Annotated in this window: 20 protein-coding genes; 10 read left to right on the top strand and 10 right to left on the bottom strand. The window is 62.9% G+C overall.

Annotated elements, in window-relative coordinates; genetic code table 11:
• From KIH75_RS08675 to pknB (KIH75_RS08650), 6 genes are all read left to right on the top strand, one after another.
• The coding region (locus tag KIH75_RS08675; protein ID WP_236028176.1) for an FHA domain-containing protein FhaB/FipA at window positions 1-380 on the top strand (380 nt) is incomplete at its 5' end.
• A gap of 5 nt (window positions 381-385) precedes the next feature.
• Window positions 386-2,158 (top strand): PP2C family protein-serine/threonine phosphatase, encoded by a 1,773-nt coding sequence (locus KIH75_RS08670; protein WP_219056310.1) that lies wholly within the window; start codon window positions 386-388, stop codon window positions 2,156-2,158.
• Complete coding sequence (locus KIH75_RS08665; protein ID WP_219056311.1) at window positions 2,155-3,582, top strand: FtsW/RodA/SpoVE family cell cycle protein; 1,428 nt, start codon at window positions 2,155-2,157, stop codon at window positions 3,580-3,582. Before KIH75_RS08670 ends, KIH75_RS08665 begins: the two co-directional genes overlap by 4 nt.
• Window positions 3,579-5,045, top strand: a complete 1,467-nt coding sequence (locus tag KIH75_RS08660; RefSeq protein WP_219056312.1) for a peptidoglycan D,D-transpeptidase FtsI family protein — start codon at window positions 3,579-3,581, stop codon at window positions 5,043-5,045. Before KIH75_RS08665 ends, KIH75_RS08660 begins: the two co-directional genes overlap by 4 nt.
• Complete coding sequence (locus tag KIH75_RS08655; RefSeq protein ID WP_219056313.1) at window positions 5,042-5,998, top strand: serine/threonine-protein kinase; 957 nt, start codon at window positions 5,042-5,044, stop codon at window positions 5,996-5,998. The genes KIH75_RS08660 and KIH75_RS08655 overlap by 4 nt, the downstream gene beginning before the upstream one ends.
• Complete coding sequence (pknB, locus tag KIH75_RS08650; protein ID WP_420829192.1) at window positions 5,995-8,061, top strand: Stk1 family PASTA domain-containing Ser/Thr kinase; 2,067 nt, start codon at window positions 5,995-5,997, stop codon at window positions 8,059-8,061. The genes KIH75_RS08655 and pknB (KIH75_RS08650) overlap by 4 nt, the downstream gene beginning before the upstream one ends.
• 275 nt (window positions 8,062-8,336) lie before the next feature.
• Here the strand turns inward: pknB (KIH75_RS08650) and KIH75_RS08645 are convergent, their stop codons facing one another.
• The 3 genes from KIH75_RS08645 to KIH75_RS08635 all read right to left on the bottom strand — a co-directional run bounded on the left by KIH75_RS08645 (window position 8,337) and on the right by KIH75_RS08635 (window position 10,999).
• Window positions 8,337-8,981, bottom strand: coding sequence for an anthranilate synthase component II (locus KIH75_RS08645; protein WP_219056314.1), 645 nt, complete (start codon window positions 8,979-8,981; stop codon window positions 8,337-8,339).
• Between the two features lie 114 nt (window positions 8,982-9,095).
• Entirely contained in the window at window positions 9,096-10,157 is a 1,062-nt protein-coding gene (locus KIH75_RS08640; RefSeq protein ID WP_236028179.1) for a class E sortase, read from the bottom strand.
• Window positions 10,158-10,192: 35 nt separating this feature from the next.
• Window positions 10,193-10,999, bottom strand: a complete 807-nt coding sequence (locus KIH75_RS08635) for a DUF881 domain-containing protein (protein ID WP_219056316.1) — start codon at window positions 10,997-10,999, stop codon at window positions 10,193-10,195.
• A gap of 128 nt (window positions 11,000-11,127) precedes the next feature.
• On the opposite strand from KIH75_RS08635, the gene crgA (KIH75_RS08630) reads away from it, so the two are divergent.
• Window positions 11,128-11,565, top strand: coding sequence for a cell division protein CrgA (crgA, locus tag KIH75_RS08630; RefSeq protein ID WP_219056317.1), 438 nt, complete (start codon window positions 11,128-11,130; stop codon window positions 11,563-11,565).
• A 449-nt stretch (window positions 11,566-12,014) separates the two neighbouring features.
• On the opposite strand, the gene crgA (KIH75_RS08625) is transcribed toward crgA (KIH75_RS08630), so the two are convergent.
• Entirely contained in the window at window positions 12,015-12,452 is a 438-nt protein-coding gene (gene crgA, locus KIH75_RS08625; protein ID WP_219056317.1) for a cell division protein CrgA, read from the bottom strand.
• A gap of 128 nt (window positions 12,453-12,580) precedes the next feature.
• Between crgA (KIH75_RS08625) and KIH75_RS08620 the strand changes: the two genes are divergently transcribed.
• The 3 genes from KIH75_RS08620 to KIH75_RS08610 all read left to right on the top strand — a co-directional run bounded on the left by KIH75_RS08620 (window position 12,581) and on the right by KIH75_RS08610 (window position 15,243).
• On the top strand, window positions 12,581-13,387 hold the full coding sequence (locus KIH75_RS08620; RefSeq protein ID WP_219056316.1) for a DUF881 domain-containing protein: 807 nt from the start codon (window positions 12,581-12,583) through the stop codon (window positions 13,385-13,387).
• Window positions 13,388-13,422: 35 nt separating this feature from the next.
• Complete coding sequence (locus KIH75_RS08615; protein ID WP_236028179.1) at window positions 13,423-14,484, top strand: class E sortase; 1,062 nt, start codon at window positions 13,423-13,425, stop codon at window positions 14,482-14,484.
• 114 nt (window positions 14,485-14,598) lie between these two features.
• Entirely contained in the window at window positions 14,599-15,243 is a 645-nt protein-coding gene (locus tag KIH75_RS08610) for an anthranilate synthase component II (RefSeq protein ID WP_219056314.1), read from the top strand.
• Between the two features lie 275 nt (window positions 15,244-15,518).
• On the opposite strand, the gene pknB (KIH75_RS08605) is transcribed toward KIH75_RS08610, so the two are convergent.
• The 6 genes from pknB (KIH75_RS08605) to KIH75_RS08580 all read right to left on the bottom strand — a co-directional run.
• Entirely contained in the window at window positions 15,519-17,585 is a 2,067-nt protein-coding gene (pknB, locus tag KIH75_RS08605) for a Stk1 family PASTA domain-containing Ser/Thr kinase (RefSeq protein WP_420829192.1), read from the bottom strand.
• Window positions 17,582-18,538: a serine/threonine-protein kinase gene (locus tag KIH75_RS08600; protein ID WP_219056313.1), complete on the bottom strand. Its 957-nt coding sequence runs from the start codon at window positions 18,536-18,538 to the stop codon at window positions 17,582-17,584. Before KIH75_RS08600 ends, pknB (KIH75_RS08605) begins: the two co-directional genes overlap by 4 nt.
• Window positions 18,535-20,001, bottom strand: coding sequence for a peptidoglycan D,D-transpeptidase FtsI family protein (locus KIH75_RS08595; RefSeq protein WP_219056312.1), 1,467 nt, complete (start codon window positions 19,999-20,001; stop codon window positions 18,535-18,537). The genes KIH75_RS08600 and KIH75_RS08595 overlap by 4 nt, the downstream gene beginning before the upstream one ends.
• Entirely contained in the window at window positions 19,998-21,425 is a 1,428-nt protein-coding gene (locus tag KIH75_RS08590) for an FtsW/RodA/SpoVE family cell cycle protein (RefSeq protein ID WP_219056311.1), read from the bottom strand. Before KIH75_RS08590 ends, KIH75_RS08595 begins: the two co-directional genes overlap by 4 nt.
• A complete protein-coding gene (locus tag KIH75_RS08585) occupies window positions 21,422-23,194 on the bottom strand; it encodes a PP2C family protein-serine/threonine phosphatase (RefSeq protein ID WP_219056310.1) in 1,773 nt (590 codons plus the stop codon). The genes KIH75_RS08590 and KIH75_RS08585 overlap by 4 nt, the downstream gene beginning before the upstream one ends.
• Before the next feature lie 5 nt (window positions 23,195-23,199).
• A partial coding sequence (locus KIH75_RS08580; protein WP_236028176.1) for an FHA domain-containing protein FhaB/FipA occupies window positions 23,200-23,579 on the bottom strand: 380 nt, incomplete at its 5' end.

Here is a 23,579-nt window from a genome sequence, read left to right as displayed (position 1 = left end):
ATCAGGCGACATCCTCACCCATGCCCAATACCGTGGTGGAACCGCAGAAGCCCGCTTCGGCAGGCCGTGCGCCCGCGCAGAACGCCGGGCCGACCCTGCTCGTGATCATCGACGGGCCGCTGGCCGGCTCCTCCATTCCCCTGAGCGGCGGCGAAATCACCATGGGCCGTTCCGCGTCGAACACCGTGGTGCTGGACGACGAATTCGTCTCCTCGCACCATGCCCGCGTCTACCGTGACGCGGCGTCCGGCCAGTGGGCCATCGAGGATCTGGGGTCCACCAACGGCACCATCGTCAACGACCAGCGTCTCCTCGTGCCGACGATTCTTCCGGCGCGCATGCCCGTACGCATCGGCGCCACCACGTTCGAGCTGAGGTGATGCGCATGATCGACGATCCTCAGCAGACCCTGCCATTGCAGCAGGCGGCACAGGCCGCCCCGACGGCCCAAACGCCGAAGAACCAGCTGTTCCTGTACTCCACCACCGTGTCCGACGTGGGAACGGTGCGTGCGAACAACCAGGATTCCTCATTCGCGGGCGAACATCTCGTGGCCATCTGCGACGGCATGGGCGGCCATGCCGGCGGCGATACGGCATCCACGATCGCCATCCGCTCGCTCGCGCACATCGAACGCGACGATCATGAGAAGGACGTTTCAACCATCGCGACGATGATGGAAACGTCCGTGATGGCCGCGCATGACGCCATCGTCGGCAAGGCAAGGCACGAACGCAAGCTTTCCGGCATGGGTACGACGGTGACCGCCGTCGCGCTGGTGGATGATTACTGGGTGCTGGCGCATATCGGCGATTCGCGCGCGTATCTGCTGCGTGACGGATCCCTCTGCCAGGTCTCCCAAGACCACAGTTACGTCCAGCATCTGATCAATACGGGCCGTATCACCGAGCAGGAGGCGAAGAACCACCCCCAGCGCAACGTGGTGATGCGCGTGCTCGGCGATTTCGACATCGACCCGCACCCCGACATCGCGGTGATCAAGGCGCATCCCGCCGACCGTTGGCTGCTGTGCTCCGACGGCCTGTGCGGCGTGCTGGAGAACTCCACCATCGCCGAAACCATGACGTCCATGTCGAATCTCACCGATTGCGCGCAGCGTCTGGTGAGCATGGCGTTGCGTGCGGGCAGCACCGACAACGTGACCGCGGTGATCGCGGATGCCACGCTGGCGCTCGACGTGCACGCCTTCGATCTGCCGCATCAGACCCCGCTCGTGGGCGGCGCGGCAAGCGCCACCCTCGAACCCATCGCCGACATCGTCAACGAGGCCGTGGCCGCGGCGCCAGCATTGCGCGACGAAGGTTCGCCCGCGCAGCGTGCGGCGGCGCTCATGCAATCCGCCAATCCCCGCAAGGACGACGAGGAGGACAAACCGAAGCTCGCGCATCCTTCCGCGGCCCGCGAGGAGGAGAGCACGCTGTCGACGCCCGATACGGGTGAGATTCCCATCGTGCAGAAGGCGGATGGCGCGTTGTCGTCCGACCCCAACGACCCACAGGTGGCCAAGGCCATCGAGGTCAAGCAGGAGAAGGACCGCAAGACCGAGCACAAGCGCAAGCGCAACGTGCGCATCATCGTGCTCATCGCCGTGCTCGCGCTGCTGCTCGTCGGCGGCGGCGCCGGCTACGCCACCTACCGTTGGAGCCAGACCCGCTACTATGTGGGCGACGCGGACGGCAAGGTCGCGATCTTCCAAGGCGTGCCCACGAACATCTTCGGCATCAAGCTGTCGCATGAGGTGGAACGCACGTCGCTGAACACGAGCGACCTGCCGCAGACCTGGCGCGACGAACTCAACGAGGGCATCACCCGCGACAATATCGAAGAGGCGCGGGCGCACGTCAAGTACCTGCAGAACGAGAACCGCAAACTGCAGAAGTCCGGGAACACCGGCACTTCGACCGACACGACAGACAAAACCGATTCGTCCGATTCTTCCGACTCGTCCAAGGATTCCGCATCCTCCTCGAAGAGCACGACGGATTCGAAGAGCACGAAGAGCACGTCGAAGGATTCGAAGAGCACGTCCGATTCGTCGAACACGAAGGATTCGAAGGACACGAAGACCAGCAATTCCGGTAATTCCGGTAATTCCGGCGATTCCAGCGATTCCGGGAAGAGCGGAGACCAGCAATGATCGCGCTCCGACTCCGCCAGCTTTCGCTGCTGCTGTTCTCCTTCCTCATCTGCGGCGCGGCATTCTTCCAACTGTTCGCCCGCACCACCGGCACGATTCCCACGAATTACGCGGTCATGCTCGGTCTGGTCGTCGCGTTGTCGCTGATCTACTGGACGCTGGTGCTGCATTTCCTGCCGTACGCCAGTCAGGTGATCCAACCGTGCGTGCTGCTGCTGACCGGCCTGGGCACGGTGATGATCGCGCGCATCGACTACGCGCACAACACCGAAGTCGCCATACGCCAGTTGACGTTCATCTGCATCGCGATCGTACTGTGTTCGATTCTCGTGGTCGCAATGCGCGACTACCGCATCCTGCGACGCTTCTCCTACGTCAGCATGGTGGTGGGCCTGGCATTGCTGCTCTCCCCCATGCTTCCCGTGATCGGCCAGAACATCAACGGCGCGCGCATCTGGATCCGCATCCCCGGCCTCGGTTCGCTGCAGCCTGGCGAATTCGCCAAACTGTTCCTCGCGTTCTTCTTCGCGGCCTACCTGTTCGATCACCGCGATCAGCTCGCGGTCGGCGGCAAGAAGGTCCTCGGCCTGCAACTGCCGCGCATCCGCGATCTCGGCCCGATCATCATCGTGTGGATCGCGTCGATGGGCGTGCTCGTCCTGCAGCATGATCTGGGCACTTCGCTCATGTTCTTCGCCATGTTCGTCTCCATGCTGTACGTGGCCACGGGCCGCGCAAGCTGGATCGTGATCGGCGGCATCGCCTTCGCCGTCGGCGCGGTGGCCGCATCGTCGATCTTCAGCCATGTCGGCGCACGTATCGAAGCGTGGCTCCACCCGTTCAGCGATACGCTGTACAACCGTTCCGTGGGCGGCTCCTACCAGATCGTCACCGGCCTGTTCGGCCTGGCGTCCGGCGGCCTGTTCGGCACCGGGCTCGGCCAAGGCCACCCGTATCTCACGCCGTTCGCCAACTCCGATTACATCTACGCCTCGCTCGGCGAGGAGTTCGGCTTGGTCGGCTGCTTCGGCATTCTGCTGCTGTACATCATCATCATCGCCTCCGGCTTCATCACCGCGATGAAAGTCAAGGACGGGTTCGGCAAACTGCTGTCGGCCGGACTGGTGTTCACCATGGCGTTCCAGGTGTTCACCGTGGTCGGCGGCATCACGCTGGTAATCCCCCTGACGGGTTTGACCCTGCCGTATATGGCGGCCGGCGGCTCGTCGATGGTCGCCAACTACCTGCTGGCCACGTTGCTGATCATCATTTCGAACGCGGCGAACAAACCCGCCCCGGAAACGCTGTCCGAAACGTTCCAGCATGAGGCGCTGGCCGCGCTGCGCGACCGCGAGCTGAAGGAACGTGAGGCCGAGCAGGCTTCGAGAAGCGCACGCAGGGCAAAGGGAGGTGCTCAATCATGAACAAGATGCTGCGCCAATTGTTCGTCGCGGTAATCGTATTGTTCACCATCCTGGGGCTTTCCTCGTCGATTATCACCGCGGTTCGCGCCAACGAACTGAATTCCGATCCGCGCAATACGCGCGCGCTGTACCACGAGTACGGCACGCAGCGCGGGTTCATCCTCGCCTCCGACGGCACGATCATGGCCAAATCCGAGGCGACGAACGACGCGTTCAAATTCCAGCGCTCCTACCCCAATGGCATGCTGTACGCGCCCGTGACCGGCTATTTCTCCATCAGCCAGCGTGCGGACCGCGGCATCGAGGCGTCGCGCAACTCGCTGCTGTCGGGCGAATCCGATTCGCTGTTCTGGCAGCGCATCAAGGCGGTGCTCACCGGTTCGGACACCAAGGGCGCGACCATCGAAACGTCGATCAATTCGAAACTGCAGAACGTCGCCTACCAGGCGTTGGGCTCACAGTCGGGCGCGGCCGTGGCGATCGAGGTGAAGACCGGCCGCATCCTGGCCATGGTGTCCACGCCGAGCTACGATCCGAACGAACTGACCTCGCATAACGGCAAGACGCTGAACGAGAACTACGCCAAGCTCACCCAGTCCGCATCCAGCCCGATGGTGAATAACGCGACCAACCAGCTGTTCCCGCCCGGTTCGACGTTCAAAACCGTGGTGGCGGCCGCCGCGTTGGAAAGCGGCAAATACGACACGTCCACCGAGATCCCCGCAGGTGCCAGCTACACGCTGCCCGGCACGGTCACGCAGCTGACCAACGTGGATTGGCGGGCCAACGGTTCCAACGGCAAGATCACGCTTGAGGACGCGCTCACCTATTCGTCGAACACGGCGTTCGCGCAGCTGGGCGTGAGCCTCGGCCAGGATGCGATCGCCAAGCAGGCCACCAAGCTCGGGTTCGGCAGTTCGATCGTCGTCGACGGCACGAGCTCCACCGGCACCCCGATGAAGGCCACTGCTTCGGTGTTCCCATCCTCCATGACCGAAGACAAACTCGCGCTGGCCTCCATCGGCCAAGGCGATGTGACCGAAACGCCGTTGCAGAACGCGATGATCGCGGCCGCCATCGCCAACGGCGGCAAGCTCATGCATCCGACGCTGGTGGACCGCGTGCGCGCCAGCGACCTTTCCGTGCTCAGCGAGACGAAATCCTCCGTGATGAGCACCGCATTCAGTTCCAGCACCGCCAGCAAGCTCACCACCATGATGAAGTCGGTGGTTACGAAGGATTCGCCCGCGTTGGCTCCCGACGGCGTCAGCGTGGCCGCGAAAACCGGTACCGCGCAGATCGGCGTGGGCAATAGTTCCATCGACGGTTGGGTGATGGGCTTCGCTCCCGCGGACGACCCGAAGGTCGCGGTCGCGGTGGTGGTGCACAACACGACCGGCTACGGCGTCGAAGCCGCAGGTCCGGTGTTCCGTTCCATAATCCAGGAGGCGATGCAGCAATGAAACTCGTTGAGGGACGACTCATTCACGGCCGATACCGCCTCGATTCCAGACTCGCCCAAGGCGGTATGGGCGAGGTGTGGAAGGGCTGGGATATCCAGTTGAACCGGCCCGTGGCCATCAAGGCGTTGCGTTCCGACTTGACCAACGCCGAGGCCAAACTGCGCCGTCTGCGTGCGGAGGCGCATAATTCCGCGAATCTTGCGCATCCGAACATCGCGGCGCTGTTCGAATACTACGAGCATGACGGCATCGGGTTCCTGATCATGGAATACGTGCCGTCGAAGTCGCTGGCCGACCTGTACCACGAGCATCCGGGCGGCATGGATCCGCTGCAGCTGCTGCCGATCCTCATCCAGACGGCCCGCGGCCTGTTCGTGGCGCACAGTCACGGTGTCGTGCATCGTGACGTGAAGCCGGCGAACATCATGGTTTCGGACAACGGCGACGTCAAGATCACCGATTTCGGCGTGAGCTACTCCACCAATCAGGAGCAGATCACCCAGGACGGCATGGTGGTGGGCACCGCCCAGTACATTTCGCCCGAACAGGCGCAAGGCGAGCAGGCCACGCCACGTTCGGACATCTACTCGCTGGGTGTCGTCGCCTACGAGGGCATCGCCGGGCATAGGCCGTTCACGGGCGCCACGCCGGTCGACATCGCCGCCGCGCACGTCAACGACACCGTGCCGCCGCTGCCCGACGCCGTCGACTTCCAGTTGCGTGAGTTCGTCATGTCGATGCTCGCCAAGGATCCCCGGGATCGTCCCGCGGACGCGTTGGTGGTTTCGCGCACGTTGGCACGCATCGAGCGCCGTCTGCTCGACCAGCAGACCGAGCTCAACGAGGCGACCATCGTCTCGGGACGCATGCCACGCAGAATCTCCAGCACGCCGCACCTATCGTTCACACCTCCCGTCTCTTTTACGCATAATCCTTGGAAGGAGCAGCAATGAGCAACATGCCCTCTTCTTTGTCCAACGGCCGCTACCAGATCGGCCAACTCATCGGGCGTGGAGGCATGGCCGAAGTGCATGTCGGCCTCGATACCCGTCTTGGCCGCACGATCGCCATCAAGATTATGCGCGCCGATCTGGCGAACGACGAGATCTTCCTGACGCGCTTCCGCCGCGAGGCGCATTCCGTCGCGCAGATGAACAATCCGAACATCGTGAACATCTACGATTCCGGCGAGGAGATGGTCACCAACGAGAACGGCCAGTCCGAGCGTCTGCCGTACCTGGTGATGGAGTATGTGAAGGGCCAGACCCTGCGTGACATCATCCGCGTGAACGGGCCGCTTTCGCAGCGTGACGCCGCGCAGGTGATGCTCGGTATGCTGAACGCGTTGGAGTACTCGCACCGTATGGGCGTGATCCACCGCGACATCAAGCCGGCGAACATCATGATCTCCGATCAGGGCGCCGTGAAGGTGATGGATTTCGGTATCGCGCGTGCGCTGGACGATTCCGTCGCCACCATGACCCAGTCGCAGGGCGTGGTGGGCACCGCGCAGTACCTGTCCCCCGAGCAGGCCCGCGGCGAGACCGTGGACATGCGTTCCGACCTGTATTCCGCGGGTTGCGTGCTGTATGAGATGCTGACCGGCAAACCGCCGTTCACCGGCGATTCCGCGGTCGCCATCGCATACCAGCATGTGTCCGAAGTGGCGACGCCGCCGAGCGCGGTGGTGCCCGGCCTGCCGAAGATGTGGGATTCCATCTGCGCCAAGGCCATGGCCAAGGATCGTCAGAACCGGTACGCCACGGCCACCGAATTCAAGCAGGACATCCTCACGTTCATGAACGGTGGCGAACCGGTTGCGGCCGCGTTCAACCCGCTCACCGACCTGACCAATATGAAGGCACGCAAGCAGGCCGAACAGGATGCCGCCGTCGTGGACATGAACCCGAACGAGACGGCCCAGACGACCCAGGCGTTCAATCCGGTGACCGGCCAGTTCCATCAGGTGCCCGCGTCGAACGTGCTGTCGCAGACGCGCGCGGCGCAGCGTGCGCAGGCGGCCAAGGCCAAGCGCAGGAAGCAGATCATCATCGGCACGGTGATCGGCGTGATCGTACTGCTGTGCGTGGCGGCCGGCGCATGGTTCCTGCTGAACCCGAACAAGTCGAAGTCGGCCCAGATGGTCACGGTGCCGACCATCACCTCGTCCATGACGAAGGATCGCGCGGAGGCCGCCATCGAAGCGGCCGGATTCGAATTCAAGGCCATGACGGACAACGATTCGACCGAACCCGCGGGCACGTTCACCAAGCAGGATCCCGCCGGCGGCGCGAAGGCCAAGAAGGGGTCCGTGATCAAGGTGTGGTTCTCGGCCGGGCCGCAGAACGCGCAGATCCCCGATGTGAAGGGCATGTCGCAAAGCGAGGCGCGCACCAAGCTTGAGGCTGCCGGATTCAAGGTGCAGACCAGCGTGAATTCGGAGGACAGCGCCACGGTCGACAAGGATCGTGTCACCCGTACCGATCCGGCGGCGGGCACTTCGCAGCCCAAGGGCACGTCGATCCTGATGTTCGTTTCCACGGGTATGACCAAGGTGCCCGATGGTCTGGCCGGTCAGACCAAGGATGCCGTCATCAAGTCCCTGCAGGATCTGCAGTTCAGCATCGTCACTGAGGAAACGTATTCGGATTCGGTGGCCGAGGGCATGGTCGTCAGCACGAACCCCGCTTCCGGCACGTCCGTGGCGCAGCGTTCCACGATCACCATCACGGTGTCGAAGGGTAAGGAGCCCACGCCGCAGGTCACGGTTCCCGATGTCACCGGGCAGACGTTCTCGAGCGCCAAGCAGGTGTTGAAATCGATGGGCTTCACGGTGAAGCAGCAGGGTTCCACGGGCGAGAACGATAAGGTGATCAGCCAGAACCCCGCCAGCGGCAACGCCGATAAGGGCGCGACCATCACGTTGACCACGCAGGATTCCTCCTCTTCGGGCGGAGATAACGGCAACAACGGCGGTTCCACCAGCAGTGCCAATAACGGCAACAACGGCAACTGAGCCGCGAGCGCTTGGCGGCCGCGGAGCCGACCGCCAAGCCTGGCATGTTCGGCCGTAATCTGTTCGGCCGTAATCGGCCACGTTCGGCCCGCAATGGTCAAAAAGCCGGTTGCCGCCCGTTCCTCGCAGGGGAACGGGCGGCAACCGGCTTTTCCATGTCTGTACCGTCAACGGGCGCGTACGGTGCCGTTATGGCACGTTTTGCGGGTGTGCGGCGCGCATGGCGTGGCGTACATGGCGTGACGCTGCCGCGCGGCCACCAATCCGCCGTCGCCTTACTTGTTGACGCGCGGCTTGAGCCCGGCGGCATTGGCCACCGCTGTGGTCTGCCCGCATACGGCCAGCCAGTTCGCCAGCAGACGGTATCCGCCTTCGGTCATCACCGATTCGGGGTGGAACTGCACGGCGTACATCGGCTTGCCTTTCACGCGGATGCCCTGCACGATGTGGTCGCCTTGCGTCCAGGCTGTCACTTCCAGCGTGTCCGGTACGGAGTCCGGTTCCACGGCCAGCGAATGGTAGCGGGTGGCGGTCATCGGGTTCGCGACGCCCGCGAAGATCTCGTCGTCCACATGCTCCACGGGGCTGGTTTTGCCGTGCATGATGGTCGGCGCGTGGTCGACGGTGCATCCGTACACTTCGGCGAGCGCCTGCAGGCCGAGGCAGACGCCGAACATCGGCTTGTTCTGTTCGGCGCACAGGCGGATCATGTCTTCGCTGGCGCCGGATTCGGCGGGGGCACCCGGCCCGGGGCTGATGAGTACGCCGTCGTAGCCGTCGGTGACGGTCGGATCGGTCGGGTCGATGGCGTCGTTGCGTACCACGTCCACGGTGGCGCCGAGCGTTTCCAGATAGCCGACGATGGTGTAGACGAAGGAATCGTAGTTGTCGATGACGAGGATGTGTGCGGAATCGGTCATGGTGTCTCCTTTGGAAAGCGTGTGTTGGCCGCCGGTTGCGGTTCGTGGTGCCGGCGGCGCGTATTTGGGCTATCGGTCAAGTCCGGTGTCAGGTCTGATGTGGCGGTCTGGCCGTCAGGTCAACGCGACGTAGTTGCTCATCTGCTGCATGATGGGGATGTGGGACGCGGCCCAAGGGAATCCCCATTCGAACAGCGCCGCGGCGGCGGCGAACAGCAGCAGGGCCGTCAGCAGGATCCTGATCGGCAGTACGCCCGGCTGGAGGCGCATCAGCGTGCCGTAGATGCTGGCGTCCGGCTTCGGGCGTTCGCCTTGCCTGATGGCGCGCATTGCGGGCCATCGCCAGGCCACGGCGGCCGCGATGAAGAAGATGAGCCATGCGAGGAGCGCGCCGCGCACGTATGGCGCGAGGGAGCCGAGCCGTGCCGCCGGGGACAGGTATGCGGTCGATTTGGCCGCGAATTTGACCTGCCCGTTGTCGGAGGTCGAGGCGAGTTCCTGCGGTATGCCGTCGGCGACTTTCGCCCAGTATTTCAGTTCGCCCCATACGATCCAACGGCTGGTCGGCGTACTGTATTTCGGTTCGCAGGTGGTCAGCGTGATCATGCGCTTGGTGGCCTGTGCGCCGGGGTTTTCCGGATTGGCGGCGATGACGTCGGTGTCTTTGGGCGACACGATCTTGTACGAGGTGTAGGTGTACACGTACCAGTAATCCTGCGAGCGCACGACGATGGAGTCGCCTTGCTGGAGCTTGTCCACGTCGCCCAGCGGCTGGCCGTAGCCGTTGCGGTGGCCTGCGACGGCGAAGTTGCCCACCTGGCCCGGCATCTGCGTTTCCATGTAGTGGCCGAGTCCGTGGCGGGCCAGCTGTGCGGCGTCGGTGCCTTCGACGATGTTGCGCTCCCAGTTCTGGCCGAATCGCGGGATGTAGATCTGCGCGACGAGATCACCGTAGTTGGCGCTTTCGGGCTGTACCGGGGCGTCACCCTGCTGCGCTTGGGCGATTTTCGTGCTGCCATTGGCGGCCGGGTCGGACCAGCTCACCTGATCGCGGGTCTGTGCCTGCACGCGTTCGGCCTGTACGCCCGTCCACCACATCTGCCATGCGATGTACAGGGCGCACACCACCGCGAGGGTGATGAGGATTTCCGCCACGATGCCCATGAGTTGGCGCATCAGACTGGGTCGGCGCTGTGCTTGAGCTCCATGCTTCACTGCTCGGTATCTCCCTTGGTCGAATCGGTGCTTGCCGATTCCGAGTCGGATTCCTGCCCGCTGCCGGCGGCTTTCGCGTATTTCAACGGCTGCAGGAGTTTCGCGCACTGGTCGAAGTGCAGGTTCTTCTTCTGTTCCACTTTCCACCCCAGGCCGAAGGCGCTGACGTATTGCTTGTAGATCGCGATGGTGGGCGACGCGTCCAATGCCTGGATGAGGTCATCCGGGTTGCCGATGGCGGAGATGGTGAACGGGGGCGAGTATTTCTTGCCATGCAGCGAGATGACGTTGCCCGAGCACATCACCGCCGAGTTGAACAGCACGCGCTGGTCCATCACCTGCATGTATTCGGCGCCGCCTTCCCATAGGGCGTTGATCACCGCTTCGATGTCCTGCTGGTGGATCACGTATTTGTCGATGTCCGCCGACGATCCCGAGGAGTCCACCGCCTGTTTCCACATCGGAGAATCGTTCAGCGTGACGGTCACGCCGGGCCCTTCCACGGCTGGCATCACGGTGCTGGCGTCGCCGCCGTCGTCCTTGTTGTTGGGTTGGTTGTCGTCGGTCGACAGTTTGGTCATCGTGTTCACGTCGTTGCTGAGCGAGTTCACTTCCTTCTGCAGGGTGTTGACCTGGTTGACGCGCTGTTCGACCAGTCCGGCGGTGTCGGACGACACGGTGGAGGTGCGGTTCACGCGCAGATTGGTGACGAACAGGTAGCCGGTGAGGGCCACGACGACGAGCACCGCGACGCTGCCCACCATGGAGCGCCTGACGCCGTGTTTCGTGCTGTGCCTGCTCATTCATCGACCTTTCGACGGCATTCGGATGCCCCGCATACACCTTTTGAGATATAAGGCAAGCCTTATTCGCTGCTTTCGAGTGTAACCACTATGATAACTTCTAGCCTACTTGAATGGAGACAATACTGATGGCTGACGAAGAACTGCAAGCAAACGGTACGGAGGAGCAGAAGGACCTGCAGTCCGAGACCGACCAGACCGCTCCCGTCGACGAAGCCGCCGACGAAGACAGAACCTCCGATGACAACTATGGCGTTGACATGGATCAGGTTGAGGCCGTGCTGAATGCCACCGCAGATAAGAGCATGATGACCCCGCAGATGCAGCGCATGATGGCGCGTCAGGCGGAGAGCACGAAGCGTGTGGAGGAGTCCATCAAGGGCACCAAGTCGAATCCGCGCTGGTTCGTCCCGCTGTTCTGCGCGCTGATGCTGATCGGTCTGATCTGGGTCGTCGCCTACTACCTGACCGGCAAGTTCCCGATTCCCGCGATCGGCGTGTGGAATCTGGTGGTCGGTTTCGTCATCATTCTGATCGGATTCCTGATGACCATGTGGTGGCGGTGATTTCCACTCCACGTTATCCACATTATCCACAAAGGCCTGAAGCGTTACGTTTCAGGCCTTTTGCGTATTTTCACACCGAGTTATCCACAGGTTATCCACCATTTACCCACCGCTTATCCACCGCTCGGTAAGTTATCCACAGGCCGTTTTCGTAATCCACAACGCTCCAACGCGGGTCGGGAACGGTGGATAACCGGCGTAAACCCCGGAAAATCAAGGGAAACGGCACCCTGTAATCACACGCGTGTAGTTTTCCACCGAGTGTGGAAAAGAGTGTGGATAACCTGTGGGTAAGTGCGTTTTCAGTGTGGGTAACTATGCCGAAACGGTGGATAAGCGGTGGGTAAATGGTGGATAACCTGTGGATAACTCGGTGTGAAAATACGCAAAAGGCCTGAAACGTAACGCTTCAGGCCTTTGTGGATAATGTGGATAACGTGGAGTGGAAATCACCGCCACCACATGGTCATCAGGAATCCGATCAGAATGATGACGAAACCGACCACCAGATTCCACACGCCGATCGCGGGAATCGGGAACTTGCCGGTCAGGTAGTAGGCGACGACCCAGATCAGACCGATCAGCATCAGCGCGCAGAACAGCGGGACGAACCAGCGCGGATTCGACTTGGTGCCCTTGATGGACTCCTCCACACGCTTCGTGCTCTCCGCCTGACGCGCCATCATGCGCTGCATCTGCGGGGTCATCATGCTCTTATCTGCGGTGGCATTCAGCACGGCCTCAACCTGATCCATGTCAACGCCATAGTTGTCATCGGAGGTTCTGTCTTCGTCGGCGGCTTCGTCGACGGGAGCGGTCTGGTCGGTCTCGGACTGCAGGTCCTTCTGCTCCTCCGTACCGTTTGCTTGCAGTTCTTCGTCAGCCATCAGTATTGTCTCCATTCAAGTAGGCTAGAAGTTATCATAGTGGTTACACTCGAAAGCAGCGAATAAGGCTTGCCTTATATCTCAAAAGGTGTATGCGGGGCATCCGAATGCCGTCGAAAGGTCGATGAATGAGCAGGCACAGCACGAAACACGGCGTCAGGCGCTCCATGGTGGGCAGCGTCGCGGTGCTCGTCGTCGTGGCCCTCACCGGCTACCTGTTCGTCACCAATCTGCGCGTGAACCGCACCTCCACCGTGTCGTCCGACACCGCCGGACTGGTCGAACAGCGCGTCAACCAGGTCAACACCCTGCAGAAGGAAGTGAACTCGCTCAGCAACGACGTGAACACGATGACCAAACTGTCGACCGACGACAACCAACCCAACAACAAGGACGACGGCGGCGACGCCAGCACCGTGATGCCAGCCGTGGAAGGGCCCGGCGTGACCGTCACGCTGAACGATTCTCCGATGTGGAAACAGGCGGTGGACTCCTCGGGATCGTCGGCGGACATCGACAAATACGTGATCCACCAGCAGGACATCGAAGCGGTGATCAACGCCCTATGGGAAGGCGGCGCCGAATACATGCAGGTGATGGACCAGCGCGTGCTGTTCAACTCGGCGGTGATGTGCTCGGGCAACGTCATCTCGCTGCATGGCAAGAAATACTCGCCCCCGTTCACCATCTCCGCCATCGGCAACCCGGATGACCTCATCCAGGCATTGGACGCGTCGCCCACCATCGCGATCTACAAGCAATACGTCAGCGCCTTCGGCCTGGGGTGGAAAGTGGAACAGAAGAAGAACCTGCACTTCGACCAGTGCGCGAAACTCCTGCAGCCGTTGAAATACGCGAAAGCCGCCGGCAGCGGGCAGGAATCCGACTCGGAATCGGCAAGCACCGATTCGACCAAGGGAGATACCGAGCAGTGAAGCATGGAGCTCAAGCACAGCGCCGACCCAGTCTGATGCGCCAACTCATGGGCATCGTGGCGGAAATCCTCATCACCCTCGCGGTGGTGTGCGCCCTGTACATCGCATGGCAGATGTGGTGGACGGGCGTACAGGCCGAACGCGTGCAGGCACAGACCCGCGATCAGGTGAGCTGGTCCGACCCGGCCGCCAATGGCAGCACGAAAATCGCCCAAGCGCAGCAGGGTGACGCCCCGGTACAGCCCGAAAGCGCCAACTACGGTGATCTCGTCGCGCAGATCTACATCCCGCGATTCGGCCAGAACTGGGAGCGCAACATCGTCGAAGGCACCGACGCCGCACAGCTGGCCCGCCACGGACTCGGCCACTACATGGAAACGCAGATGCCGGGCCAGGTGGGCAACTTCGCCGTCGCAGGCCACCGCAACGGCTACGGCCAGCCGCTGGGCGACGTGGACAAGCTCCAGCAAGGCGACTCCATCGTCGTGCGCTCGCAGGATTACTGGTACGTGTACACCTACACCTCGTACAAGATCGTGTCGCCCAAAGACACCGACGTCATCGCCGCCAATCCGGAAAACCCCGGCGCACAGGCCACCAAGCGCATGATCACGCTGACCACCTGCGAACCGAAATACAGTACGCCGACCAGCCGTTGGATCGTATGGGGCGAACTGAAATACTGGGCGAAAGTCGCCGACGGCATACCGCAGGAACTCGCCTCGACCTCCGACAACGGGCAGGTCAAATTCGCGGCCAAATCGACCGCATACCTGTCCCCGGCGGCACGGCTCGGCTCCCTCGCGCCATACGTGCGCGGCGCGCTCCTCGCATGGCTCATCTTCTTCATCGCGGCCGCCGTGGCCTGGCGATGGCCCGCAATGCGCGCCATCAGGCAAGGCGAACGCCCGAAGCCGGACGCCAGCATCTACGGCACGCTGATGCGCCTCCAGCCGGGCGTACTGCCGATCAGGATCCTGCTGACGGCCCTGCTGCTGTTCGCCGCCGCCGCGGCGCTGTTCGAATGGGGATTCCCTTGGGCCGCGTCCCACATCCCCATCATGCAGCAGATGAGCAACTACGTCGCGTTGACCTGACGGCCAGACCGCCACATCAGACCTGACACCGGACTTGACCGATAGCCCAAATACGCGCCGCCGGCACCACGAACCGCAACCGGCGGCCAACACACGCTTTCCAAAGGAGACACCATGACCGATTCCGCACACATCCTCGTCATCGACAACTACGATTCCTTCGTCTACACCATCGTCGGCTATCTGGAAACGCTCGGCGCCACCGTGGACGTGGTACGCAACGACGCCATCGACCCGACCGATCCGACCGTCACCGACGGCTACGACGGCGTACTCATCAGCCCCGGGCCGGGTGCCCCCGCCGAATCCGGCGCCAGCGAAGACATGATCCGCCTGTGCGCCGAACAGAACAAGCCGATGTTCGGCGTCTGCCTCGGCCTGCAGGCGCTCGCCGAAGTGTACGGATGCACCGTCGACCACGCGCCGACCATCATGCACGGCAAAACCAGCCCCGTGGAGCATGTGGACGACGAGATCTTCGCGGGCGTCGCGAACCCGATGACCGCCACCCGCTACCATTCGCTGGCCGTGGAACCGGACTCCGTACCGGACACGCTGGAAGTGACAGCCTGGACGCAAGGCGACCACATCGTGCAGGGCATCCGCGTGAAAGGCAAGCCGATGTACGCCGTGCAGTTCCACCCCGAATCGGTGATGACCGAAGGCGGATACCGTCTGCTGGCGAACTGGCTGGCCGTATGCGGGCAGACCACAGCGGTGGCCAATGCCGCCGGGCTCAAGCCGCGCGTCAACAAGTAAGGCGACGGCGGATTGGTGGCCGCGCGGCAGCGTCACGCCATGTACGCCACGCCATGCGCGCCGCACACCCGCAAAACGTGCCATAACGGCACCGTACGCGCCCGTTGACGGTACAGACATGGAAAAGCCGGTTGCCGCCCGTTCCCCTGCGAGGAACGGGCGGCAACCGGCTTTTTGACCATTGCGGGCCGAACGTGGCCGATTACGGCCGAACAGATTACGGCCGAACATGCCAGGCTTGGCGGTCGGCTCCGCGGCCGCCAAGCGCTCGCGGCTCAGTTGCCGTTGTTGCCGTTATTGGCACTGCTGGTGGAACCGCCGTTGTTGCCGTTATCTCCGCCCGAAGAGGAGGAATCCTGCGTGGTCAACGTGATGGTCGCGCCCTTATCGGCGTTGCCGCTGGCGGGGTTCTGGCTGATCACCTTATCGTTCTCGCCCGTGGAACCCTGCTGCTTCACCGTGAAGCCCATCGATTTCAACACCTGCTTGGCGCTCGAGAACGTCTGCCCGGTGACATCGGGAACCGTGACCTGCGGCGTGGGCTCCTTACCCTTCGACACCGTGATGGTGATCGTGGAACGCTGCGCCACGGACGTGCCGGAAGCGGGGTTCGTGCTGACGACCATGCCCTCGGCCACCGAATCCGAATACGTTTCCTCAGTGACGATGCTGAACTGCAGATCCTGCAGGGACTTGATGACGGCATCCTTGGTCTGACCGGCCAGACCATCGGGCACCTTGGTCATACCCGTGGAAACGAACATCAGGATCGACGTGCCCTTGGGCTGCGAAGTGCCCGCCGCCGGATCGGTACGGGTGACACGATCCTTGTCGACCGTGGCGCTGTCCTCCGAATTCACGCTGGTCTGCACCTTGAATCCGGCAGCCTCAAGCTTGGTGCGCGCCTCGCTTTGCGACATGCCCTTCACATCGGGGATCTGCGCGTTCTGCGGCCCGGCCGAGAACCACACCTTGATCACGGACCCCTTCTTGGCCTTCGCGCCGCCGGCGGGATCCTGCTTGGTGAACGTGCCCGCGGGTTCGGTCGAATCGTTGTCCGTCATGGCCTTGAATTCGAATCCGGCCGCTTCGATGGCGGCCTCCGCGCGATCCTTCGTCATGGACGAGGTGATGGTCGGCACCGTGACCATCTGGGCCGACTTCGACTTGTTCGGGTTCAGCAGGAACCATGCGCCGGCCGCCACGCACAGCAGTACGATCACGCCGATCACCGTGCCGATGATGATCTGCTTCCTGCGCTTGGCCTTGGCCGCCTGCGCACGCTGCGCCGCGCGCGTCTGCGACAGCACGTTCGACGCGGGCACCTGATGGAACTGGCCGGTCACCGGATTGAACGCCTGGGTCGTCTGGGCCGTCTCGTTCGGGTTCATGTCCACGACGGCGGCATCCTGTTCGGCCTGCTTGCGTGCCTTCATATTGGTCAGGTCGGTGAGCGGGTTGAACGCGGCCGCAACCGGTTCGCCACCGTTCATGAACGTGAGGATGTCCTGCTTGAATTCGGTGGCCGTGGCGTACCGGTTCTGACGATCCTTGGCCATGGCCTTGGCGCAGATGGAATCCCACATCTTCGGCAGGCCGGGCACCACCGCGCTCGGCGGCGTCGCCACTTCGGACACATGCTGGTATGCGATGGCGACCGCGGAATCGCCGGTGAACGGCGGTTTGCCGGTCAGCATCTCATACAGCACGCAACCCGCGGAATACAGGTCGGAACGCATGTCCACGGTCTCGCCGCGGGCCTGCTCGGGGGACAGGTACTGCGCGGTGCCCACCACGCCCTGCGACTGGGTCATGGTGGCGACGGAATCGTCCAGCGCACGCGCGATACCGAAATCCATCACCTTCACGGCGCCCTGATCGGAGATCATGATGTTCGCCGGCTTGATGTCGCGGTGGATCACGCCCATACGGTGCGAGTACTCCAACGCGTTCAGCATACCGAGCATCACCTGCGCGGCGTCACGCTGCGAAAGCGGCCCGTTCACGCGGATGATGTCACGCAGGGTCTGGCCCTTCACATACTCCATCACCAGGTACGGCAGACGCTCGGACTGGCCGTTCTCGTTGGTGACCATCTCCTCGCCGGAATCGTAGATGTTCACGATGTTCGGATTGTTCATCTGCGCGACGGAATGCGCCTCGCGGCGGAAGCGCGTCAGGAAGATCTCGTCGTTCGCCAGATCGGCGCGCATAATCTTGATGGCGATCGTGCGGCCAAGACGGGTATCGAGGCCGACATGCACTTCGGCCATGCCTCCACGCCCGATGAGTTGGCCGATCTGGTAGCGGCCGTTGGACAAAGAAGAGGGCATGTTGCTCATTGCTGCTCCTTCCAAGGATTATGCGTAAAAGAGACGGGAGGTGTGAACGATAGGTGCGGCGTGCTGGAGATTCTGCGTGGCATGCGTCCCGAGACGATGGTCGCCTCGTTGAGCTCGGTCTGCTGGTCGAGCAGACGGCGCTCGATGCGTGCCAACGTGCGCGAAACCACCAACGCGTCCGCGGGACGATCCCGGGGATCCTTGGCGAGCATCGACATGACGAACTCACGCAACTGGAAGTCGACGGCGTCGGGCAGCGGCGGCACGGTGTCGTTGACGTGCGCGGCGGCGATGTCGACCGGCGTGGCGCCCGTGAACGGCCTATGCCCGGCGATGCCCTCGTAGGCGACGACACCCAGCGAGTAGATGTCCGAACGTGGCGTGGCCTGCTCGCCTTGCGCCTGTTCGGGCGAAATGTACTGGGCGGTGCCCACCACCATGCCGTCCTGGGTGATCTGCTCCTGATTGGTGGAGTAGCTCACGCCGAAATCGGTGATCTTGACGTCGCCGTTGTCCGAAACCATGATGTTCGCCGGCTTCACGTCACGATGCACGACACCGTGACTGTGCGCCACGAACAGGCCGCGGGCCGTCTGGATGAGGATCGGCAGCAGCTGCAGCGGATCCATGCCGCCCGGATGCTCGTGGTACAGGTCGGCCAGCGACTTCGACGGCACGTATTCCATGATCAGGAACCCGATGCCGTCATGCTCGTAGTATTCGAACAGCGCCGCGATGTTCGGATGCGCAAGATTCGCGGAATTATGCGCCTCCGCACGCAGACGGCGCAGTTTGGCCTCGGCGTTGGTCAAGTCGGAACGCAACGCCTTGATGGCCACGGGCCGGTTCAACTGGATATCCCAGCCCTTCCACACCTCGCCCATACCGCCTTGGGCGAGTCTGGAATCGAGGCGGTATCGGCCGTGAATGAGTCGTCCCTCAACGAGTTTCATTGCTGCATCGCCTCCTGGATTATGGAACGGAACACCGGACCTGCGGCTTCGACGCCGTAGCCGGTCGTGTTGTGCACCACCACCGCGACCGCGACCTTCGGGTCGTCCGCGGGAGCGAAGCCCATCACCCAACCGTCGATGGAACTATTGCCCACGCCGATCTGCGCGGTACCGGTTTTCGCGGCCACGCTGACGCCGTCGGGAGCCAACGCGGGCGAATCCTTCGTAACCACCGACTTCATCATGGTGGTGAGCTTGCTGGCGGTGCTGGAACTGAATGCGGTGCTCATCACGGAGGATTTCGTCTCGCTGAGCACGGAAAGGTCGCTGGCGCGCACGCGGTCCACCAGCGTCGGATGCATGAGCTTGCCGCCGTTGGCGATGGCGGCCGCGATCATCGCGTTCTGCAACGGCGTTTCGGTCACATCGCCTTGGCCGATGGAGGCCAGCGCGAGTTTGTCTTCGGTCATGGAGGATGGGAACACCGAAGCAGTGGCCTTCATCGGGGTGCCGGTGGAGCTCGTGCCGTCGACGACGATCGAACTGCCGAACCCGAGCTTGGTGGCCTGCTTGGCGATCGCATCCTGGCCGAGGCTCACGCCCAGCTGCGCGAACGCCGTGTTCGACGAATAGGTGAGCGCGTCCTCAAGCGTGATCTTGCCGTTGGAACCGTTGGCCCGCCAATCCACGTTGGTCAGCTGCGTGACCGTGCCGGGCAGCGTGTAGCTGGCACCTGCGGGGATCTCGGTGGACGTGTCGTATTTGCCGCTTTCCAACGCGGCGGCCGCCACCACGGTTTTGAACGTCGAACCGGGCGGGAACAGCTGGTTGGTCGCGTTATTCACCATCGGGCTGGATGCGGACTGGGTGAGCTTGGCGTAGTTCTCGTTCAGCGTCTTGCCGTTATGCGAGGTCAGTTCGTTCGGATCGTAGCTCGGCGTGGACACCATGGCCAGGATGCGGCCGGTCTTCACCTCGATCGCCACGGCCGCGCCCGACTGTGAGCCCAACGCCTGGTAGGCGACGTTCTGCAGTTTCGAATTGATCGACGTTTCGATGGTCGCGCCCTTGGTGTCCGAACCGGTGAGCACCGCCTTGATGCGCTGCCAGAACAGCGAATCGGATTCGCCCGACAGCAGCGAGTTGCGCGACGCCTCGATGCCGCGGTCCGCACGCTGGCTGATGGAGAAATAGCCGGTCACGGGCGCGTACAGCATGCCATTGGGGTAGGAGCGCTGGAATTTGAACGCGTCGTTCGTCGCCTCGGATTTGGCCATGATCGTGCCGTCGGAGGCGAGGATGAACCCGCGCTGCGTGCCGTACTCGTGGTACAGCGCGCGCGTATTGCGCGGATCGGAATTCAGTTCGTTGGCGCGAACCGCGGTGATAATCGACGAGGAAAGCCCCAGGATGGTGAACAATACGATTACCGCGACGAACAATTGGCGCAGCATCTTGTTCATGATTGAGCACCTCCCTTTGCCCTGCGTGCGCTTCTCGAAGCCTGCTCGGCCTCACGTTCCTTCAGCTCGCGGTCGCGCAGCGCGGCCAGCGCCTCATGCTGGAACGTTTCGGACAGCGTTTCCGGGGCGGGTTTGTTCGCCGCGTTCGAAATGATGATCAGCAACGTGGCCAGCAGGTAGTTGGCGACCATCGACGAGCCGCCGGCCGCCATATACGGCAGGGTCAAACCCGTCAGGGGGATTACCAGCGTGATGCCGCCGACCACGGTGAACACCTGGAACGCCATGGTGAACACCAGTCCGGCCGACAGCAGTTTGCCGAACCCGTCCTTGACTTTCATCGCGGTGATGAAGCCGGAGGCGATGATGATGATGTACAGCAGCAGAATGCCGAAGCAGCCGACCAAGCCGAACTCCTCGCCGAGCGAGGCGTAGATGTAATCGGAGTTGGCGAACGGCGTGAGATACGGGTGGCCTTGGCCGAGCCCGGTGCCGAACAGGCCGCCGGACGCCAGGCCGAACAGGCCGGTGACGATCTGGTAGGAGCCGCCCACGGAACGGTTGTACAGCGTATCGCTGAACGGGTGGAGCCACGCTTCGATACGTGCGCCGACATGGCTGAAGATCGACGATGCGGCCACCGCGCCGACGGCGAAGGCGATGCCGCCGATCACGATCCAGCTTGCGCGGCCCGTGGCCACGTACAGCATGGAGACGAACATGGCGAAGAACATGAGCGAAGTGCCCAGATCATGCTGCAGGACGAGCACGCCCATCGACGCGATCCACACGATGATGATCGGGCCGAGATCGCGGATGCGCGGCAGTTGCAGGCCGAGGACCTTCTTGCCGCCGACCGCGAGCTGATCGCGGTGATCGAACAGGTAGGCCGCGAAGAAGAACGCGAGGAACAGTTTGGCGAATTCGCCAGGCTGCAGCGAACCGAGGCCGGGGATGCGGATCCAGATGCGCGCGCCGTTGATGTTCTGGCCGATCACGGGAAGCATGGGGGAGAGCAGCAATGCCAGGCCCACCACCATGCTGACGTAGGAGAAGCGTCGCAGGATGCGGTAGTCGCGCATTGCGACCACGAGAATCGAACACAGTACGATCGCGATGCAGATGAACGTCAACTGGCGTATGGCGACTTCGGTGTTGTGCGCGTAGTCGATGCGCGCGATCATCACCGTGCCCAGGCCGGTCAGCAGCAGCACGCACGGTTGGATCACCTGACTGGCGTACGGCAGGAAATGCAGCACCAGCGTCCAGTAGATCAGCGACAACGCGACGACCAGACCGAGCATGACCGCGTAATTCGTGGGAATCGTGCCGGTGGTGCGGGCGAACAGTTGGAAGAATGCCGCGCCGCAGATGAGGAAGGAGAACAGCAGCAGCGAAAGCTGGCGGAGTCGGAGCGCGATCATTGCTGGTCTCCGCTCTTCCCGGAATCGCTGGAATCGCCGGAATTACCGGAATTACCGGAATTGCTGGTCTTCGTGTCCTTCGAATCCTTCGTGTTCGACGAATCGGACGTGCTCTTCGAATCCTTCGACGTGCTCTTCGTGCTCTTCGAATCCGTCGTGCTCTTCGAGGAGGATGCGGAATCCTTGGACGAGTCGGAAGAATCGGACGAATCGGTTTTGTCTGTCGTGTCGGTCGAAGTGCCGGTGTTCCCGGACTTCTGCAGTTTGCGGTTCTCGTTCTGCAGGTACTTGACGTGCGCCCGCGCCTCTTCGATATTGTCGCGGGTGATGCCCTCGTTGAGTTCGTCGCGCCAGGTCTGCGGCAGGTCGCTCGTGTTCAGCGACGTGCGTTCCACCTCATGCGACAGCTTGATGCCGAAGATGTTCGTGGGCACGCCTTGGAAGATCGCGACCTTGCCGTCCGCGTCGCCCACATAGTAGCGGGTCTGGCTCCAACGGTAGGTGGCGTAGCCGGCGCCGCCGCCGACGAGCAGCAGCGCGAGCACGGCGATGAGCACGATGATGCGCACGTTGCGCTTGCGCTTGTGCTCGGTCTTGCGGTCCTTCTCCTGCTTGACCTCGATGGCCTTGGCCACCTGTGGGTCGTTGGGGTCGGACGACAACGCGCCATCCGCCTTCTGCACGATGGGAATCTCACCCGTATCGGGCGTCGACAGCGTGCTCTCCTCCTCGCGGGCCGCGGAAGGATGCGCGAGCTTCGGTTTGTCCTCCTCGTCGTCCTTGCGGGGATTGGCGGATTGCATGAGCGCCGCCGCACGCTGCGCGGGCGAACCTTCGTCGCGCAATGCTGGCGCCGCGGCCACGGCCTCGTTGACGATGTCGGCGATGGGTTCGAGGGTGGCGCTTGCCGCGCCGCCCACGAGCGGGGTCTGATGCGGCAGATCGAAGGCGTGCACGTCGAGCGCCAGCGTGGCATCCGCGATCACCGCGGTCACGTTGTCGGTGCTGCCCGCACGCAACGCCATGCTCACCAGACGCTGCGCGCAATCGGTGAGATTCGACATGGACGTCATGGTTTCGGCGATGGTGGAGTTCTCCAGCACGCCGCACAGGCCGTCGGAGCACAGCAGCCAACGGTCGGCGGGATGCGCCTTGATCACCGCGATGTCGGGGTGCGGGTCGATGTCGAAATCGCCGAGCACGCGCATCACCACGTTGCGCTGGGGGTGGTTCTTCGCCTCCTGCTCGGTGATACGGCCCGTATTGATCAGATGCTGGACGTAACTGTGGTCTTGGGAGACCTGGCAGAGGGATCCGTCACGCAGCAGATACGCGCGCGAATCGCCGATATGCGCCAGCACCCAGTAATCATCCACCAGCGCGACGGCGGTCACCGTCGTACCCATGCCGGAAAGCTTGCGTTCGTGCCTTGCCTTGCCGACGATGGCGTCATGCGCGGCCATCACGGACGTTTCCATCATCGTCGCGATGGTTGAAACGTCCTTCTCATGATCGTCGCGTTCGATGTGCGCGAGCGAGCGGATGGCGATCGTGGATGCCGTATCGCCGCCGGCATGGCCGCCCATGCCGTCGCAGATGGCCACGAGATGTTCGCCCGCGAATGAGGAATCCTGGTTGTTCGCACGCACCGTTCCCACGTCGGACACGGTGGTGGAGTACAGGAACAGCTGGTTCTTCGGCGTTTGGGCCGTCGGGGCGGCCTGTGCCGCCTGCTGCAATGGCAGGGTCTGCTGAGGATCGTCGATCATGCGCATCACCTCAGCTCGAACGTGGTGGCGCCGATGCGTACGGGCATGCGCGCCGGAAGAATCGTCGGCACGAGGAGACGCTGGTCGTTGACGATGGTGCCGTTGGTGGACCCCAGATCCTCGATGGCCCACTGGCCGGACGCCGCGTCACGGTAGACGCGGGCATGGTGCGAGGAGACGAATTCGTCGTCCAGCACCACGGTGTTCGACGCGGAACGGCCCATGGTGATTTCGCCGCCGCTCAGGGGAATGGAGGAGCCGGCCAGCGGCCCGTCGATGATCACGAGCAGGGTCGGCCCGGCGTTCTGCGCGGGCGCACGGCCTGCCGAAGCGGGCTTCTGCGGTTCCACCACGGTATTGGGCATGGGTGAGGATGTCGCCTGAT

Source organism: Bifidobacterium pongonis (assembly GCF_019331805.1).
In the GTDB taxonomy this organism is placed as follows: Bacteria; Actinomycetota; Actinomycetes; order Actinomycetales; family Bifidobacteriaceae; genus Bifidobacterium; species Bifidobacterium pongonis.
This window is presented reverse-complemented; position numbering and strand designations above follow the sequence as displayed.

Coding starts and splice junctions, on each gene's coding strand:
- KIH75_RS08670 (WP_219056310.1), top strand. CDS start 386: ATGATCGACGATCCTCAGCAGACCCTGCCATTGCAGCAGGCGGCACAG.
- KIH75_RS08665 (WP_219056311.1), top strand. CDS start 2,155: ATGATCGCGCTCCGACTCCGCCAGCTTTCGCTGCTGCTGTTCTCCTTC.
- KIH75_RS08660 (WP_219056312.1), top strand. CDS start 3,579: ATGAACAAGATGCTGCGCCAATTGTTCGTCGCGGTAATCGTATTGTTC.
- KIH75_RS08655 (WP_219056313.1), top strand. CDS start 5,042: ATGAAACTCGTTGAGGGACGACTCATTCACGGCCGATACCGCCTCGAT.
- pknB (WP_420829192.1), top strand. CDS start 5,995: ATGAGCAACATGCCCTCTTCTTTGTCCAACGGCCGCTACCAGATCGGC.
- KIH75_RS08645 (WP_219056314.1), bottom strand. CDS start 8,981: ATGACCGATTCCGCACACATCCTCGTCATCGACAACTACGATTCCTTC.
- KIH75_RS08640 (WP_236028179.1), bottom strand. CDS start 10,157: ATGCGCCAACTCATGGGCATCGTGGCGGAAATCCTCATCACCCTCGCG.
- KIH75_RS08635 (WP_219056316.1), bottom strand. CDS start 10,999: ATGAGCAGGCACAGCACGAAACACGGCGTCAGGCGCTCCATGGTGGGC.
- crgA (WP_219056317.1), top strand. CDS start 11,128: ATGGCTGACGAAGAACTGCAAGCAAACGGTACGGAGGAGCAGAAGGAC.
- crgA (WP_219056317.1), bottom strand. CDS start 12,452: ATGGCTGACGAAGAACTGCAAGCAAACGGTACGGAGGAGCAGAAGGAC.
- KIH75_RS08620 (WP_219056316.1), top strand. CDS start 12,581: ATGAGCAGGCACAGCACGAAACACGGCGTCAGGCGCTCCATGGTGGGC.
- KIH75_RS08615 (WP_236028179.1), top strand. CDS start 13,423: ATGCGCCAACTCATGGGCATCGTGGCGGAAATCCTCATCACCCTCGCG.
- KIH75_RS08610 (WP_219056314.1), top strand. CDS start 14,599: ATGACCGATTCCGCACACATCCTCGTCATCGACAACTACGATTCCTTC.
- pknB (WP_420829192.1), bottom strand. CDS start 17,585: ATGAGCAACATGCCCTCTTCTTTGTCCAACGGCCGCTACCAGATCGGC.
- KIH75_RS08600 (WP_219056313.1), bottom strand. CDS start 18,538: ATGAAACTCGTTGAGGGACGACTCATTCACGGCCGATACCGCCTCGAT.
- KIH75_RS08595 (WP_219056312.1), bottom strand. CDS start 20,001: ATGAACAAGATGCTGCGCCAATTGTTCGTCGCGGTAATCGTATTGTTC.
- KIH75_RS08590 (WP_219056311.1), bottom strand. CDS start 21,425: ATGATCGCGCTCCGACTCCGCCAGCTTTCGCTGCTGCTGTTCTCCTTC.
- KIH75_RS08585 (WP_219056310.1), bottom strand. CDS start 23,194: ATGATCGACGATCCTCAGCAGACCCTGCCATTGCAGCAGGCGGCACAG.